This window comes from Streptomyces sp. NPDC004111 (genome assembly GCF_042874215.1).
Taxonomy (GTDB): domain Bacteria; phylum Actinomycetota; class Actinomycetes; order Streptomycetales; family Streptomycetaceae; genus Streptomyces.
Window position 1 is genome coordinate 152,137 of sequence record NZ_JBIAMU010000004.1, and the last position, 13,622, is coordinate 165,758.

At 73.4% G+C, this 13,622-nt stretch carries 15 protein-coding genes; 8 read left to right on the plus strand and 7 right to left on the minus strand.

Going from position 1 to position 13,622, the window contains the following annotated elements; translation table 11 throughout:
- Positions 1-47 precede the first annotated feature (47 nt).
- Positions 48-782, plus strand: a complete 735-nt coding sequence (locus tag ACFYVL_RS10435) for a TetR/AcrR family transcriptional regulator (RefSeq protein ID WP_389242865.1) — start codon at positions 48-50, stop codon at positions 780-782.
- A 72-nt stretch (positions 783-854) separates the two neighbouring features.
- Complete coding sequence (gene thpR / locus ACFYVL_RS10440; protein ID WP_389242867.1) at positions 855-1,442, plus strand: RNA 2',3'-cyclic phosphodiesterase; 588 nt, start codon at positions 855-857, stop codon at positions 1,440-1,442.
- A 200-nt stretch (positions 1,443-1,642) separates the two neighbouring features.
- Here the strand turns inward: thpR and ACFYVL_RS10445 are convergent, their stop codons facing one another.
- Together ACFYVL_RS10445 and ACFYVL_RS10450 are read right to left on the minus strand one after the other, a co-directional pair.
- Positions 1,643-2,641, minus strand: coding sequence for an aldo/keto reductase (locus ACFYVL_RS10445; RefSeq protein WP_389242869.1), 999 nt, complete (start codon positions 2,639-2,641; stop codon positions 1,643-1,645).
- A gap of 86 nt (positions 2,642-2,727) precedes the next feature.
- Positions 2,728-3,306 (minus strand): MarR family winged helix-turn-helix transcriptional regulator, encoded by a 579-nt coding sequence (locus tag ACFYVL_RS10450; RefSeq protein ID WP_389243409.1) that lies wholly within the window; start codon positions 3,304-3,306, stop codon positions 2,728-2,730.
- A 16-nt stretch (positions 3,307-3,322) separates the two neighbouring features.
- Between ACFYVL_RS10450 and ACFYVL_RS10455 the strand changes: the two genes are divergently transcribed.
- The gene (locus ACFYVL_RS10455) at positions 3,323-3,892 is read left to right on the plus strand and encodes a carboxymuconolactone decarboxylase family protein (protein ID WP_389242871.1); all 570 of its coding nucleotides are present in this window, start codon (positions 3,323-3,325) and stop codon (positions 3,890-3,892) included.
- A gap of 60 nt (positions 3,893-3,952) precedes the next feature.
- On the plus strand, positions 3,953-5,173 hold the full coding sequence (locus ACFYVL_RS10460; RefSeq protein WP_389242873.1) for an alpha/beta hydrolase family protein: 1,221 nt from the start codon (positions 3,953-3,955) through the stop codon (positions 5,171-5,173).
- 247 nt (positions 5,174-5,420) lie between these two features.
- On the opposite strand, the gene ACFYVL_RS10465 is transcribed toward ACFYVL_RS10460, so the two are convergent.
- Positions 5,421-5,918 carry a peptidylprolyl isomerase gene (locus ACFYVL_RS10465; RefSeq protein ID WP_389242875.1) on the minus strand — a complete coding sequence of 166 codons (498 nt, stop codon included), beginning with the start codon at positions 5,916-5,918 and terminating at the stop codon, positions 5,421-5,423.
- Positions 5,919-6,041: 123 nt separating this feature from the next.
- On the opposite strand from ACFYVL_RS10465, the gene ACFYVL_RS10470 reads away from it, so the two are divergent.
- Positions 6,042-6,515 carry a hypothetical protein gene (locus ACFYVL_RS10470; RefSeq protein ID WP_389242877.1) on the plus strand — a complete coding sequence of 158 codons (474 nt, stop codon included), beginning with the start codon at positions 6,042-6,044 and terminating at the stop codon, positions 6,513-6,515.
- 20 nt (positions 6,516-6,535) lie between these two features.
- On the opposite strand, the gene ACFYVL_RS10475 is transcribed toward ACFYVL_RS10470, so the two are convergent.
- Together ACFYVL_RS10475 and ACFYVL_RS10480 are read right to left on the minus strand one after the other, a co-directional pair.
- A complete protein-coding gene (locus ACFYVL_RS10475) occupies positions 6,536-6,799 on the minus strand; it encodes a hypothetical protein (RefSeq protein ID WP_389242879.1) in 264 nt (87 codons plus the stop codon).
- Between the two features lie 173 nt (positions 6,800-6,972).
- Complete coding sequence (locus ACFYVL_RS10480; protein WP_389242881.1) at positions 6,973-7,680, minus strand: GDSL-type esterase/lipase family protein; 708 nt, start codon at positions 7,678-7,680, stop codon at positions 6,973-6,975.
- Between the two features lie 109 nt (positions 7,681-7,789).
- Here ACFYVL_RS10480 and ACFYVL_RS10485 point away from each other — a divergent pair, with 109 nt between their 5' ends.
- Complete coding sequence (locus tag ACFYVL_RS10485; protein WP_389242883.1) at positions 7,790-8,812, plus strand: WD40 repeat domain-containing protein; 1,023 nt, start codon at positions 7,790-7,792, stop codon at positions 8,810-8,812.
- A gap of 600 nt (positions 8,813-9,412) precedes the next feature.
- Here the strand turns inward: ACFYVL_RS10485 and ACFYVL_RS10490 are convergent.
- Positions 9,413-10,231, minus strand: a complete 819-nt coding sequence (locus ACFYVL_RS10490) for a TetR/AcrR family transcriptional regulator (RefSeq protein WP_389242885.1) — start codon at positions 10,229-10,231, stop codon at positions 9,413-9,415.
- A gap of 103 nt (positions 10,232-10,334) precedes the next feature.
- Between ACFYVL_RS10490 and ACFYVL_RS10495 the strand changes: the two genes are divergently transcribed.
- Together ACFYVL_RS10495 and ACFYVL_RS10500 are read left to right on the plus strand one after the other, a co-directional pair.
- Positions 10,335-11,378: an ATP-binding cassette domain-containing protein gene (locus ACFYVL_RS10495; RefSeq protein WP_389242887.1), complete on the plus strand. Its 1,044-nt coding sequence runs from the start codon at positions 10,335-10,337 to the stop codon at positions 11,376-11,378.
- Positions 11,375-12,229, plus strand: coding sequence for an ABC transporter permease (locus ACFYVL_RS10500; protein WP_389242889.1), 855 nt, complete (start codon positions 11,375-11,377; stop codon positions 12,227-12,229). Before ACFYVL_RS10495 ends, ACFYVL_RS10500 begins: the two co-directional genes overlap by 4 nt.
- 152 nt (positions 12,230-12,381) lie before the next feature.
- On the opposite strand, the gene serC is transcribed toward ACFYVL_RS10500, so the two are convergent.
- On the minus strand, positions 12,382-13,500 hold the full coding sequence (serC, locus tag ACFYVL_RS10505; RefSeq protein ID WP_389242891.1) for a phosphoserine transaminase: 1,119 nt from the start codon (positions 13,498-13,500) through the stop codon (positions 12,382-12,384).
- Positions 13,501-13,622 lie beyond the last annotated feature (122 nt).

Sequence of the window (13,622 nt, forward strand, 5' to 3'; positions counted from 1 at the left end):
CGGCGCGGACCGGGCGCGGGCGAGGCGCGGGGCGAGGGGACGGCACAGTGGCGGCGGCGAACGGCGACGGCGGGACCCGGATCCCCACGGAACGCAAACGCCGGCGGCCGACCCGCTCCGGCGCGGTCCTGTCCGCGGACTCCATCGTCGACAAGGCGCTCGCCCTCGTCGAGGAGCACGGCGCAGAAGCGCTGACCATGCGCAAGCTGGGCCAGGCGCTGGGGGCGGACCCGAGCGCGGTCTACCGCTACTTCCGCTCGGTGGAGGACCTCCACCTCGCGCTGGGCGACCGGCTGATCGGCGAGACGATGGCCGGCTTCACCCCCGACCCGGACCCCGCCAGCTGGCGTTCCTCACTGCGGGAGTTCGGCCTGCGGGCCTACCGCTCGGCACAGCGCCACCCGAGGGTCGCCCTGCTCAGCGGCTTCCGCGTGACGCGCAGGCCGCACGAGCAGCGGGCCATCGACACCGGAGTGGGCCTGCTGCGCACGGCGGGCTTCGACGACGCGTCCGCGGTGCGCCACTACCACGCCTTCATCGACACCGTCCTGGGTCACGCCGCCCTGGACGCGGCGGTGCAGGGGCTGCGTCCCGAGCAGCAGGAGGCGGACGCGGAGGCGTGGGCGTCGAGTGTGTACGAGGGCGTCTCGCCGCAGGAGTACCCGCACCTCTTCGCGGTACGGGAGCACCTGCCGGTGATGGCCGGTTCGGCGTTCGAGGGAGCGCTGGACCTGGTGCTGGACGCCATCGGGACCCATCTCGCCCACCGGGCGGGCCGCTGACCCGCCGCCGGGTCGGGTCCGCGATCACCACGGGCGCGTGTCGTGGGACGCCCCGGTGGCCACAATGGCCGCATGAGACTCTTCGTCGCGGTGCTGCCGCCGCCCGCCGCCGTCGGTGAACTGGGCCTGTTCGTCGATGGGTTGACCGCGATCGAGGGTGCCGGGGCGCTTCGCTGGACCGGGCGGCCAGGGTGGCACTTCACGCTGGCCTTCCTCGGGGAGGTCGAGGAGGAGCGGGTCGCCCCGCTCGAGCGCGCGCTCGCCCGTGCGGCGGGGGAGGCGCGGGCGTTCCGGCTGTCGCTCAAGGGCGGCGGACACTTCGGCGGGCGGGCCCTGTGGGCCGGTGCGGGCGGCGACACCGGTGCCCTCCGGCGGCTCGCGGCCTCCGCCGCCGACGCCGCCCGCGAGGCCGGTACCGAGCCGGACACCGGACTTCCGTTCCGGCCCCACCTCACCCTGGCCCGCACCCGCAGGCACGGCGAGCGGGCGCGGGCGGCGGAGCCGGACCTCGGTCCCTACCTCGCCGCCCTCGCCCCCTTCGCCGGCACCCCGTGGACGGTGGACGAGCTGGCTCTCGTACGCAGCAACCTGCCCGAGCACGGACCGGGCGGCGGCCGGCCGCGCTACGAGACCGTCGCCGCCTGGCCCCTGGGCCGGTGAGCCGGTCCGCCGGGCACTGCGGTTACGCTCGATACCGTGAATCCCAAAATCCGCAACCAGATCATGGCCGGCGTCCTGGTCCTCATGTTCGTCGTCATCGCGGCGGCGTCCATCGCGGGCAACTGACCCGGACCGTCCCCCGCCGCCCGGCCGGGCGGCGGTGACCCACCGGGCTCACCGGCCCACCAGGCCCGCCGGGCTCACCAGGCGAACGCCTCCGGCGAGGCCCCCGGCCCGGGGAAGATCTCGTCGAGGGACGTCAGCACCTCCGCCGACAGCTCCAGCTCGACCGCCCGCAGCGCGGACGCGAGCTGGTCGGCGGTGCGCGGGCCGACGATCGGTCCGGTGACCCCGGGCCTGGTCAGCAGCCAGGCGAGGGCCGCCTCGCCGGGCTCGACGCCGTGCTTCTCCAGCAGGTCCTCGTACGCCTGCACCTGGGCCCGTACGGCGGGCTTCGCCAGCTCGTCCGCGGCCCGGCCCGACGCGGTGCGCGCCCCGCCGCCCTCGCGCTCCTTGCGCAGCGCCCCGCCCAGCAGGCCGCCGTGCAGCGGCGACCACGGGATGACCCCGAGCCCGTACTCCTGGGCCGCCGGGATCACCTCCATCTCGGCGCGCCGCTCGGCGAGGTTGTACAGGCACTGCTCGCTGACCAGCCCGTAGGAGCCGAGCCGGCGGGCGGTCTCGTTGGCGCGGGCGATGTGCCAGCCGGCGAAGTTCGACGAACCGGCGTAGAGGACCTTGCCCTGCTGGATCAGGACGTCGACCGCCTGCCAGATCTCCTCGAAGGGGGTCGAGCGGTCGACGTGGTGGAACTGGTACACGTCGATGTAGTCGGTCCCCAGCCGCTTCAGGCTGGCCTCGACGGAGCGCCGGATGTTCACGGCGGACAGCTTGTCGTGGTTGGGCCAGGGGGCCTCGCCGTCCCCGGCCATGTTCGCGTAGACCTTCGTGCCGAGCACGACCTTGTCGCGACGGCCGCCGCCCCGGGCGAACCAGGACCCGATGATCTCCTCGGTGCGGCCCTTGTTGTTGCCCCAGCCGTAGGCGTTCGCGGTGTCGAAGAAGTTGACGCCCGCGGCGAGGGCCGCGTCCATGATCGTGTGGCTGTCGGCCTCGTCCGTCTGGGGACCGAAGTTCATCGTGCCGAGGACGAGACGGCTGACCTTGAGTCCGGTGCGTCCGAGCTGTGTGTACTTCATGGGACACAAGCCAACGCCTTGGAGCGGACTCCATGCAAGGGGGCGGAGGGCGGGCGGGGGCGTGGTGCCGCCGCCCGGCGGACCGGTCAGCCGCTCAGCCAGCTCGCCGTGTCCAGCTGGAAGCGGTCCGCCGGGGGCACCACCGTGCGGAGCATGTCCTCCAGGTCGCGGACGCGGTCCGGGCCGAGCGTGTGCGCCCACTCCGCGCGGAGGGCGGCGAAGATCGCCGCCGAGCGGGTGAGGGCGTCGATGCCGTGCGGGGTCAGCCGCAGGACCTTGCGGCGGGCGTCGGCCGGGTCCGGGGCCGCCGTCGCGTAGCCGAGGGCGATCAGCCGGTCGGCGGTCTTGCCCGCGGCCTGTTTGGAGACGCCCAGCCGGCGGCCCAGCTCGGACGCGGTGGCCCCGGCCGGTCCGATCGCCTGCATGGCGAAGCCGTGGGCGGGGCGTACGTCGGGGTGGCCCTGGGTCGCGAGTTCGGCGTGCAGGCGGTCGATCAGGGTCCGGAACCCCGCGACGAGCAGCAGCGGGAGCTCGTGGCCCGGGGGGTCGACAGGGGCGGCGGCGGGCCCGGCGGGCTGCCGTCGCGACGGCTCCCGGTCCGGGACGGTGCCCTTGCCAGAATCGACAACCCGGTTTACCTTCTTTTCGTCAACCATGTTGTCGATTTTAGGGGATGGTTCCGTGCCCGACACCCGTACCTCGCCGCGCTTCGCCGCGCACACCGTCGACTCCGCCCCCGCCGCATCCCGGCGGGCCATGGAAGGGGTGGTGCAGAACTTCGGATTCCTGCCGCCGCTGGTGGCCAAGCAGGCCGCCTCGCCCGAGCTGCTCAACGGTTTCCTGCGGCTGAGCGCCCTGTTCGAGAGCGTGACGATGGAACCGGTCGCCCGCGAGGTGCTGATCATGACCGTCGCGGCCCGCAACGAGTGCGGCTTCTGCGTACGGATGCACGCCGGGAAGCTGGAGAAGCTCGGGGCCCCGGCCGCCCTGGTGACCGCCCTCGCCGAGCAGAGGCCGCTGGCCGAGCCGGAGTGGGAGGCGGTACGGGTGTTCACGCACGCGGTCATGGACACGGCAGGTGACGTGCGCGCGGACCAGCTGGAGGCGTTCTACGCGCACGGGTACACCCCGCGCAACGCCCTCGAAGTGGTCCTCGGCATCGGCACCTACACCCTGTCGACCTTCGCCAACCGGCTCGTGGAGCACGGGACCTCCGAAGGAGAAGAGGAAGCGGAAGCAGCTGTTTCGTAGGGGGCCGCTCCTTACTTTCGGCAGGGGCGGGGCCCGGGGTGCGCTTCGTACGGTCCTTCCATGAGCCGAAACAGCAAGCGCAACCGCCGCCTCGTCGCCTCCGCCGCAGCCGTCGCGGCCCTCGCCCTCGCCGCCCCCGCGGCCTCCGCGGGAGCGGGCGCACCCGACGCCTCCGGGGCGAGCGGCGCGTTCGTGGGCGCCGGGCGGGGCGGCGCGCCGGCCGGCTCCGCGACGGCGCGGACGCTGCGGCTGCCCGAGCCCACCGGCGCCTTCGCTGTCGGCAAGCAGGTGTTCCACCTCGTGGACACCGGCCGGAGCGACCCGTGGGAGCCGGCCGCCGGGGCGCGCGAGCTGATGGTGTCGGTGCACTACCCGGCGCGGCCGGGCACCGGGAGCGGACCGGCCCCGTACCTCGGCGAGCGGGAGGCGGAGGCGCTGGTGGAGGGGATCAACCGGCCCGACTTCCCGGCCGCCACGGTCAGCGGGGCGCGCACCAACTCCCGCACCGACGCCCGCCCGCTGGACGGCAGGCACCCGCTCGTCGTGCTCTCGCCCGGCTTCACCCTGCACCGCGGCACGCTCACCGTGCTCGCCGAGGAGCTGGCCAGCCGCGGGTACGTCGTCGCGCTCGTGGACCACGCGTACGAGTCGTTCGGCACCACCTTCCCGGGTGACCGCACGCTCCCCTGCACCGCCTGCGACGGCAGGATCACCGGGCGGGTGCCCGAGGGCAGGGCGGCCGACGTCTCCTTCCTGCTCGACCGCCTGCTCGGCGGCGAGGGCGAGCTCGGCAGGGCCTTCGGGAACCGGGTCGACGCGCGGCGGATCGGCATGGCCGGGCACTCGATCGGCGGCAACAGTGCCGCCGTCGCCATGGCCCGGGACCCCCGCATCAAGGCCGGGGCCAACCTCGACGGCGGCTTCTTCGACGACCTCCCCGGCGCCGGGATGGACGGACGCCCCTTCCTCCTCCTCGGCACCGACGCCACCCACCGCCCCGACGGCGGCGGCAAGTGGCGCGAGGCGTGGGGGCGGATGGACGGCTGGAAGCGCTGGCTGACGGTCGCCGGGACCGGTCACTTCTCGTTCAACGACGTACCGGTGCTCGGCGGGCAGGCCGGGGTGGTCGACCCGGGCGCCCCGCTGTCGGGCAAGCGCTCGGGCGAGATCACCGTGACCTACACGGGCGCCTTCTTCGACCGCCACCTGCGCGGTATGCGGGCCCCCGTCCTGGACGGGCCCACCGCGGACAACCCGGAGGTCACCTTCCACGCGCCGTAGCCGGGGCGGCGGGATGCGGACCGGCGCCGACGGGCGCGGACCCGCCGGGGCGCCCGGGGCGGCAGACCGGGTGCGGGCCGTCCGGGGCCGCCGAGGGGGCGGCGGGCCGGGATGGCGGGGAACGCGCCGGAGGGCCCGGTGCCACGGGTGCGTGGCGCCGGGCCCTCCGGGCGAAGCGGGTGCGGTGCGACGGGTGTGCGCCGTGCCGCGTGCCGTACGGGTGGGGCCGTGACGGCGGGGCGGCCGACTAGAGCTGGCCGGCGGCGGCGATGGTGATCTTCGCCTTGGTGCGTCCGCTCTGCGAGCCCAGGGCCTCGATCTTCTTGACCAGCTCCATGCTCTCCTCGTTGGCGACCTCGCCGAAGACGACGTGCTTGCCGTCCAGCCAGGACGTCACGATCGTCGTGATGAAGAACTGCGAGCCGTTGGAGTCGGGGCCCGCGTTGGCCATCGACAGCAGACCCGGCTTGGTGTGCTTGAGCTGGAAGTTCTCGTCCGCGAACTTCTCGCCGTAGATGCTCTTGCCGCCGGTGCCGTCGCCGCGCGTGAAGTCGCCGCCCTGGAGCATGAACTCCGGGATGACGCGGTGGAAGCCGGAACCGGCGTAGCCGAAGCCCTTCTCGCCCGTGCACAGGGCGCGGAAGTTCTCGACCGTCTTGGGGACGACGTCCTCGAAGAGATTGAAGGTGATGCGGCCCGCGGGCTCGTCGTTGATGGTGATGTCGAAGTACGTCTGAAGTGCCATGGGACAATCCTGACATCCCTTGGCGAAAGCGAGCGACCCGGGCTCCATCGACGCAGGTCAGAGTCTATACGGTTGTCTACCTGGAGCTGCTCGGGGGTGTGCTCGTGGGAGAGGAGTCGAGGCATGGCGGGCGAACAGGGCGGACCGGGCGGACCGGGACCGGCGTCCACCGAGGCGGCCGTGGCGGCCGTCCGGGAGATCGCCGCGGAGTACGGGCGGAGCGTGCGGGTCAGTGACGACATCGGGGCCGACCAGGTCAGCCGGCGCACCGACGCCGGGGTCTTCGCCGTCACCGACCCGGGCGGCGCGCTGCCGCACGACGCGTACGTGGAGCTGAGCGGATCGCCCGCGGTGAGCGTGCGGCTGTACGCGGACGGGGACGCGAAGGTGGTGGTCGACGAGGTGGAGGTGCCGGACGTGCCCCGGGAGTCCGTGCCCGCCTTCCTGCGCTCCGTCTACGGCGGCCTGGCGTACGTGAAGGGCCGCATCTTCCCGCCCGGCTACTGGCTGATCGTCCCGCTGCCGGGCGACGAGACGTACAAGGAGATGGTGCCGCGCGACATGCTGTCGCCCTGGCTCTCCGCCCGCTTCCGCTGACGTGCCGGGTCCGCCCCGCCTCAGCGGCAGTTGGGGCCCGTCCAGTCGGGGTCGTCGCGGGCGGTGGGCAGCGGGTGGTAGCCCTCGGAGTAGTGGTTCGCCCAGCCGCAGACGCCGCACGCGTACCGGCCGTCCAGCCCCGCTATCTCGGTGCCGCAGCGGCGGCAGTTGGTGTACGTGATCTCCGGCTGGACGGCGCGGGCGCGGGGCGCGCCGCGGCGGGTGCGGGGTGTGCCGGAGGGGCCGGGAGCGCCGGGAGTGCCGGGCGGTGGGGGCGAGTTCATGGTGCGAGGAGTATGCGGCACACCGGGCCGGGGCCGGGCCTCGGGGGTGAGTGGTGCGCCGCGATCGGGGGCGTGTCGCGGCGCACCTGCCGGGGCGTCCACGGGGACGCGTACCACGCGCGTCGGACCGCGGGCGCCGGGGCCCGGCACCCGGGGAACTCTGCCAAAGCCGCCTAACGTACGGCCAACGTCCCTCTAACGTCGGTGAGTTGGTCCCCCACTCCCCACGCCTGGCGCATGGCGTCCGCGAAGGCGGCGGCCAGCTTCCGCTCGCCGGTCGGACCCGGGTGGGTGCCGTCGTAGGTGTCGTCACGGATGTCGTACGAGGGGTGGGGCGTGGCCAGCAGGAGGGGCGAGCGGGACTCGTCGCGGTCGGCGACCGTCTTGGCGAGGAGTTCGTTGAAGCGGGCGCACGCGGCGGCGAACGGGGCGTCCCGCTCGGCGCGGACGTTCGGGATGACCGGGTGCACGACGATCGCGACGCGCGGGTCGGCGGCGCGGGCCTCGGTGAGGAAGAGGTCGAGGTTCTCGGCGGTCTGCTCGGCGTTGGTGTAGAAGCCGAGGTCGATCAGGCCGAGGGAGACCAGCAGCGTGTTCGCGCCGGTGGACTCGACGGCCGCGCGGATCGCGGGCGCCATGTGCAGCCAGCCCTCGCCCCAGCCGGCCAGGTGGCGGCGGGCGGGCGCCGGGAAGTCCTCGGCGGCGTACGCGAGCGAGGTGGGGGCCGCGGTGGCGGGGTCGTAGAGCGTCTCCCGGGGGCCGACGATCTCGTACTCCCCGGGCAGCGTCGCCTCCAGGTGCTGCCACATGCGGTAGCGCCAGGTGAAGTCGCCGGGACAGCCGATGGTCATGGAGTCGCCGACGAAGAGGAAGCTGCGCATCCGATCATCATCGGGGATCTTCCGCGGGGGCCGCACCGTGATGCTGGACACGCGGAGCCGGGGCGGCGGGACGGCCGCGCGGGGCGGACGGCTTGGGAGACTGGACCGCATGCGCTCTTCTCGTGCCTCTCGTGCTTCTCGTGGCCGTACGTGGTCCGTTGCCGTGGTCGCCGCCCTCGCGGCCGTACTGGCCGGTGCGCCCGGCGCCGCGGCGGACGAGGACGGCGGGTTCGTGATCAAGGACCCGCGGATCACCGAGTCCAGCGGCCTGGCGGCCAGCCGCGCACACCCCGGCGTGTACTGGACGCACAACGACCAGGACGGCCCCTACGTGTACGCCGTCGACGGGAGGACCGGCGAGACGGTCGCCCGGATCACCCTGCGCGGGGTCGGCAAGCCGCGGGACATGGAGGCGATCTCGGTCGGGCCCGACGGGGCGGTGTACGTCGGTGACATCGGCGACAACCTGGGCGGCAAGTGGGACCACGTGTGGATCTACCGCTTCCCCGAGCCGAAGGTGCTGAAGGACCAGACGGTGGACGCGGCGCAGTACGACGTGAAGTACGCGGACGGCGCGCGCAACGCGGAGGCCCTGATGGTGCACCCGACGACGGGCCGGGCGTACATCGCCAGCAAGGAGGAGAGCGGGGCGGGCCTCTACGAGGGGCCGCAGAAGCTGACCACCGGGCGGACCAACGTCTTCCGCAAGATCGCGGACGTGCCGTGGGTGACGGACGGGGCGTTCTCCCCGGACGGAAAGCGGCTGGTGCTCAGGTCGTACCTGGGGGCCGACGTGTACGACTGGAAGGACGGTGGCCGCGACCTCGGCGAGGGCAGCTCGCTGGGCATCGGCTACCAGGGCCAGTCGGAGTCCGTGACGTACACCCTGGACGGCAAGGGGCTGCTCTTCGGGGCGGAGGGGGAGCGGAGCGCGGTGACGAGGCTGGAGGTGGACCCGTCCGCCCCCTCCTCCCCGGACGGCTCCGCCACCCCGCCCCCGGGCCGCACGGGGGCCACCCCCGCACCGGCCGACGGCGAGGGCCTGTCCGCGAGCGGAATGGCGGTCCTGGCGGTCCTGGGAGTGGCCCTCCTGGCCTGGGCGAGCCTCAGGGGCAAGCGGGGCGGGAAGTAGGGACGCCCTTCCAGGGGCGCGGGGAACCACGCTCCTCCCGCGCGTGCGCACTCTCCTCTGGCGGGCCCGCCACCCTCAGGGGCGCGGGGAACTGCGCGAGCAGGCCCCACCCGCCCGCGCGGTGCGCACTGGCCCCTGGCGGGCCCGCCACCGCCAGGGGCGCGGGGAACTGCGCGAGCAGCCCCACTCCTCCCGCGCGTGCGCACTCTCCCCTGGCGGGCTCGCCACCCTCAGGGGCGCGGGGAACTGCGCGAGCAACCCCACTCCTCCCGCGCGGTGCGCACCCACCCTTCCTCGGCTCGCCACCCGGGGTCCGGGGCGGAGCTCCGGTTTCGGGAAGGGGCGGGGTGGGGTGAGGCTCCGCGCAGCGGCCACTCCGGTACGGAGCGGGACCAAGGCCGGGGCCGGGCGGGGCCGGAAGGGGTTCGGCTCCGCCGGGGGCCGCCCCCTTGCCCGCCCGTTCCGCCCCCGGGGGGCGGCCCCGCCGCCCAAGGGGGCGGGGGAGCGAGCGGGCGGCCCCGTCGCCCAAGGAGGCGGCGGCGGGCCCCGTCGCCCAAGGGGGCTCGGGTGGGGCGGGCCCGCTGTCCAAAGGGGTGGGGGTTATTGGTGGCGTTGGGTGATGAGGGACTGGATTCCGTCCAGGATGCGCTCCAGACCGAAGCCGAAGTGGTCGAAGTCGGCGAACGCGTCCTCCGACAGCGACGCCATCACCGGATACTCCCCGCTCACCATCGCCCGCTCCAGATACGGCTGCTGGCTGCGCCAGAACGTCTCGTGGTCGAGCCCCGTCTCCTCCACCGCCTCCCGCGCCTCGATCTCCGTACGCGCGATGCCCATCGCGAAGCTCTGCACCGCGATGATCACCGAGATCACCTCGGGGTCGGTGATGCCGGTCATGCCCCGCAGCCCGGTCAGCGAGACCTCCATGCCGCGCAGCGTTCTCGGGCCCAGCAGCGCCCGCGTCTGGCTGACCCTCAGCAGCCACGGGTGGCGCCGGTACAGGGCGAGGTGGCCGTGCGCGAGCAGTGAGACGGCCTCGCGCCAGTCCGCTGCCGCGGCGGGGTTGTGCGTGTCGGCGCTCTCGCCCTGGACGCGGTCCAGCATCAGGTCGAGCAGCTCGGTCTTGCCGGGGACGTACCGGTAGAGCGACATCGCCCCGGTGCCCAGCTCGTTCGCGAGGCGCCGCATGGACAGCGTCTCCAGGCCCTCGGTGTCGGCGATGCGGACCGCCGTCTCGACGATGGTCTCCAGCGAGAGGCCGCGCTTGGGGCCGCGGGCCGGGCGCGCGCCGGTGCCCCAGAGCAGCTCCAGGCTGGGCCGCAGCGCCGCGACGCGGGTGGCGGCCGGGTCCTGCGTGCCGTCCGGGCCGGTGGCTTCCTCCGTGCGGTCCGTCCCGTGCGGGTCCGTCGTGTCTGTCATGACCTCACCTTATTTCTCGTCGGGAACTCCCACGGCGCAAAACTGGGTACGCCGTACTCGAATTAGGGTACGGTGTACCCAGTTTGAGGGGAAGGGGTACGCCATGACCGAGGGCGAATGCGCCGTACGTGCGGAAGGGCTCCGCAAGGTGTACGGCGACAAGCGCGCGCTGGACGGCTTCGACATGGAGGTGCGGTCCGGCACGGTGCACGGCCTGCTCGGGCCGAACGGGGCGGGCAAGACCACCGCGGTCCGCACGCTCGCCACGCTGGTGAGGGCCGACGGGGGGCGGGCCGAGGTCGCCGGGCTCGACGTCGCCCGCGATCCGCGAAGGGTGCGGGCGAGGATCGGTCTGGCCGGTCAGTACGCCGCCGTGGACGAGGTGCTGACGGGACGTCAGAACCTGGAGATGTTCGGCAGGCTCTTCCACCTCGGCGGGCGGCGCGCCCGGCTGCGGGCCGTCGAACTGCTGGACCGGTTCGACCTCGCGGAGGCCGCGGACAAGAGCGTCGGCGGATACAGCGGTGGCATGCGCCGCCGGCTCGACCTGGCGGCCTCGATGATCCTGGCCCCGGACGTGCTGTTCCTGGACGAGCCGACCACCGGCCTCGACCCGCGCGGCAGGAACGAGGTCTGGGACTCCGTACGGAAGCTCGTGGCGGGCGGTACGACCGTCCTGCTCACCACCCAGTACCTGGAGGAGGCCGACCGGCTCGCCTCCCGCATCACCGTCATCGACCGGGGCCGCACCATCGCCGACGACACCCCCGACGGGCTGAAGAGCCGGGTCGGCGGGGACCGGATCGAGGTGGTGGCGGAATCGGCGCAGGACCTCGAAGCGGTCGTGAAGGTGGTGGCCGCGGTGTCCGGGGCGGAACCGCAGAGCGACGGTACGGCGCTCAGGGTGCACGCGCCGGTCGGCGACCGGGTGGCCGCGCTGACCGAGGTGGCCAGGACCCTCCAGGACGAGGGGGTCGCGGTGGCGGACATCGGTCTGCGCAGGCCGAGCCTGGACGACGTGTTCCTGCGGCTGACCGGCCACGGCGCGGCGGCGAGCGGCACGGAGAGCGGTTCGGTGAGCGGTACGGAGGACGGCATGGAGAGCGGTACGGAGAGCGGTACGAAGACGGGGGAGGCAGCCGCATGAGCACCTTGCACACGGGCACCGTGGATGTGGATCTGGACGTGCCGGACGCGTCCGGCGGAATCGGCCGGCTGCGCTGGGCGGTGGCCGACGGCCTCAACGTCGCCCGCCGCAGCCTGACCCACTACCAGCGCCAACCGGTCTCCATCCTCTGGCAGTTGGGCTTCCCCATCGTCTCCGTGCTGCTGTACGGATTCGTCTTCGGCCGGGCGATGGCCGTGCCCGGCGGCGGCGACTACCGGGAGTTCCTGATGCCGGGGATGTTCGCCTCGACGATGGCGTTCGGATTCATGGGGACGACGATGGCGATGGTGAACGACGCGTCCAAGGGGGTGGTGGACCGCTTCCGGTCCATGCCGATGGCCCCCTCGGCGGTCGCCACCGGGCGCGGTCTCGCCGACCTGGTCATCGCCGCTGCCGAACTCGCGATCCTGGCCGTGACGGCACTGCTGATCGGCTGGCGGGCGGACGGGACGCCCGGGGAGACCCTGGCGGCCTTCGGACTGCTCCTGCTGCTGCGGTTCAGCCTGATCTGGGTGGGGGTGTGGCTGGGCCTGCTGATCCCCACGCCGGAAGCGGCGGGCGGGCTGTACGCGGTGGCGTTCCCGCTGACGATGATCTCGTCGATCTTCGTGGCCCCGTCCCTGATGCCGGGGTGGCTGGGCACGGTCGCGGCCTGGAACCCGGTGTCCTCGACGGTCACCGCGGCGCGTGAACTCTTCGGCAATCCGGTTGCCAGCGGGGGCACTTGGGTGGAGGAGAACGCGCTGCTGATGGCGGTGGTGTGGCCGGTCCTGGTGACGGCCCTCTTCCTGCCGCTGGCCGTACGCAGGTTCCAGCGCCTGAGCAGGTAACGGCCGCCCGCCCCGCACAGGGCGAACGGCGGCCCCGCACAGGGCGAACGGCGGCCCCGCGCAGGACGAACCGCGGTCCCGGGTACGACGAACCGCGGCCCCGCCCCCCGATCGGGGGGCGGGGCCGCTTGCTCAGGTGCCGCTGGGCGGTGTCAGAGCTGTTCGATGACGTAGTCGACGCACGCCGTCAGCGCCTGCACGTCCGCCGGGTCGATCGCCGGGAACATCGCGATCCGCAGCTGGTTGCGGCCCAGCTTGCGGTACGGCTCCGTGTCGACGACGCCGTTCGCGCGCAGCACCTTCGCGACGGCCGCCGCGTCGATCTCGTCGGCGAAGTCGATCGTGCCGATGACCTGCGACCGCTTGGCCGGGTCGGTGACGAACGGGGTGGCGTACTTGGAGTTCTCCGCCCAGGAGTACAGGGCCGTGGAGGAGGCGCCGGTGCGGGAGACCGCCCAGTCCAGACCGCCCTGCCCGTTGATCCACTTCAGCTGCTCGTCGAGCAGGAAGAGGGTGGCGAGGGCGGGCGTGTTGTACGTCTGGTTCTTGAGGGAGTTGTCGATCGCCGTGGGCAGCGAGAAGAACTCCGGGACGTGCCGGCCGGAGGCGTGGACGCGGGCCGCGCGCTCCAGGGCCGCCGGGGAGAAGGCGGCGAGCCACAGACCGCCGTCGGCGGCGAAGGACTTCTGGGGGGCGAAGTAGTAGACGTCGGTCTCGGTGATGTCGACGGGCAGACCGCCGGCGCCGGAGGTGGCGTCCACCAGGACGAGGGAGCCCTCGTCCGCGCCCGCGACCCGCTTGATGGGGGCCGCGACACCCGTGGAGGTCTCGTTGTGGGTGTACGCGTAGACGTCGACACCCGCCTCCGCCACGGGCTCGGGGTGGTCGCCCGGGTCGGCGGCGATGACGGAGGGGTCCGCCAGCCACGGCGCCTGCTTGGCGGCCTTCGCGAACTTCGAGGAGAACTCGCCGAACGAGAGGTGCTGCGACCTGGACTCGATCAGGCCGTGGGTGGCGACGTCCCAGAAGGCCGTCGAGCCGCCGTTGCCGAGGACGACCTCGTACCCCTCGGGCAGGGAGAAGAGGGCGCGGATGCCGTCCCGTACCGAACCGACCAGGTTCTTGACCGGGGCCTGGCGGTGGGACGTACCCAGCAGTGAACTGCCGGTGGCGGCAAGCGCGTCGAGCGCCTCCGTCCGTACCTTGGAGGGGCCCGCGCCGAAACGGCCGTCGGCGGGCTTGATGTCAGCGGGAATCTGGATATCAGCCACGAGCCGGAGCGTAGCCGCTTCCGGGGGGCGGTAGTGACATCCGTCCGGCGGATGAGACGACCGACACTCCGGCTCGTGGTGTGCGTTCGTACGAGAGATCCCGCGAACGCCTTCGCGGGGTT

Bases quoted from the DNA above. Each gene is read 5' to 3' on its own strand.
- thpR (WP_389242867.1), top strand. From the start codon at position 855: ATGAGACTCTTCGTCGCGGTGCTGCCGCCGCCCGCCGCCGTCGGTGAA.
- ACFYVL_RS10445 (WP_389242869.1), bottom strand. From the start codon at position 2,641: ATGAAGTACACACAGCTCGGACGCACCGGACTCAAGGTCAGCCGTCTC.
- ACFYVL_RS10460 (WP_389242873.1), top strand. From the start codon at position 3,953: ATGAGCCGAAACAGCAAGCGCAACCGCCGCCTCGTCGCCTCCGCCGCA.
- ACFYVL_RS10465 (WP_389242875.1), bottom strand. From the start codon at position 5,918: ATGGCACTTCAGACGTACTTCGACATCACCATCAACGACGAGCCCGCG.
- ACFYVL_RS10470 (WP_389242877.1), top strand. From the start codon at position 6,042: ATGGCGGGCGAACAGGGCGGACCGGGCGGACCGGGACCGGCGTCCACC.
- ACFYVL_RS10475 (WP_389242879.1), bottom strand. From the start codon at position 6,799: ATGAACTCGCCCCCACCGCCCGGCACTCCCGGCGCTCCCGGCCCCTCC.
- ACFYVL_RS10480 (WP_389242881.1), bottom strand. From the start codon at position 7,680: ATGCGCAGCTTCCTCTTCGTCGGCGACTCCATGACCATCGGCTGTCCC.
- ACFYVL_RS10485 (WP_389242883.1), top strand. From the start codon at position 7,790: ATGCGCTCTTCTCGTGCCTCTCGTGCTTCTCGTGGCCGTACGTGGTCC.
- ACFYVL_RS10490 (WP_389242885.1), bottom strand. From the start codon at position 10,231: ATGACAGACACGACGGACCCGCACGGGACGGACCGCACGGAGGAAGCC.
- ACFYVL_RS10495 (WP_389242887.1), top strand. From the start codon at position 10,335: ATGACCGAGGGCGAATGCGCCGTACGTGCGGAAGGGCTCCGCAAGGTG.
- ACFYVL_RS10500 (WP_389242889.1), top strand. From the start codon at position 11,375: ATGAGCACCTTGCACACGGGCACCGTGGATGTGGATCTGGACGTGCCG.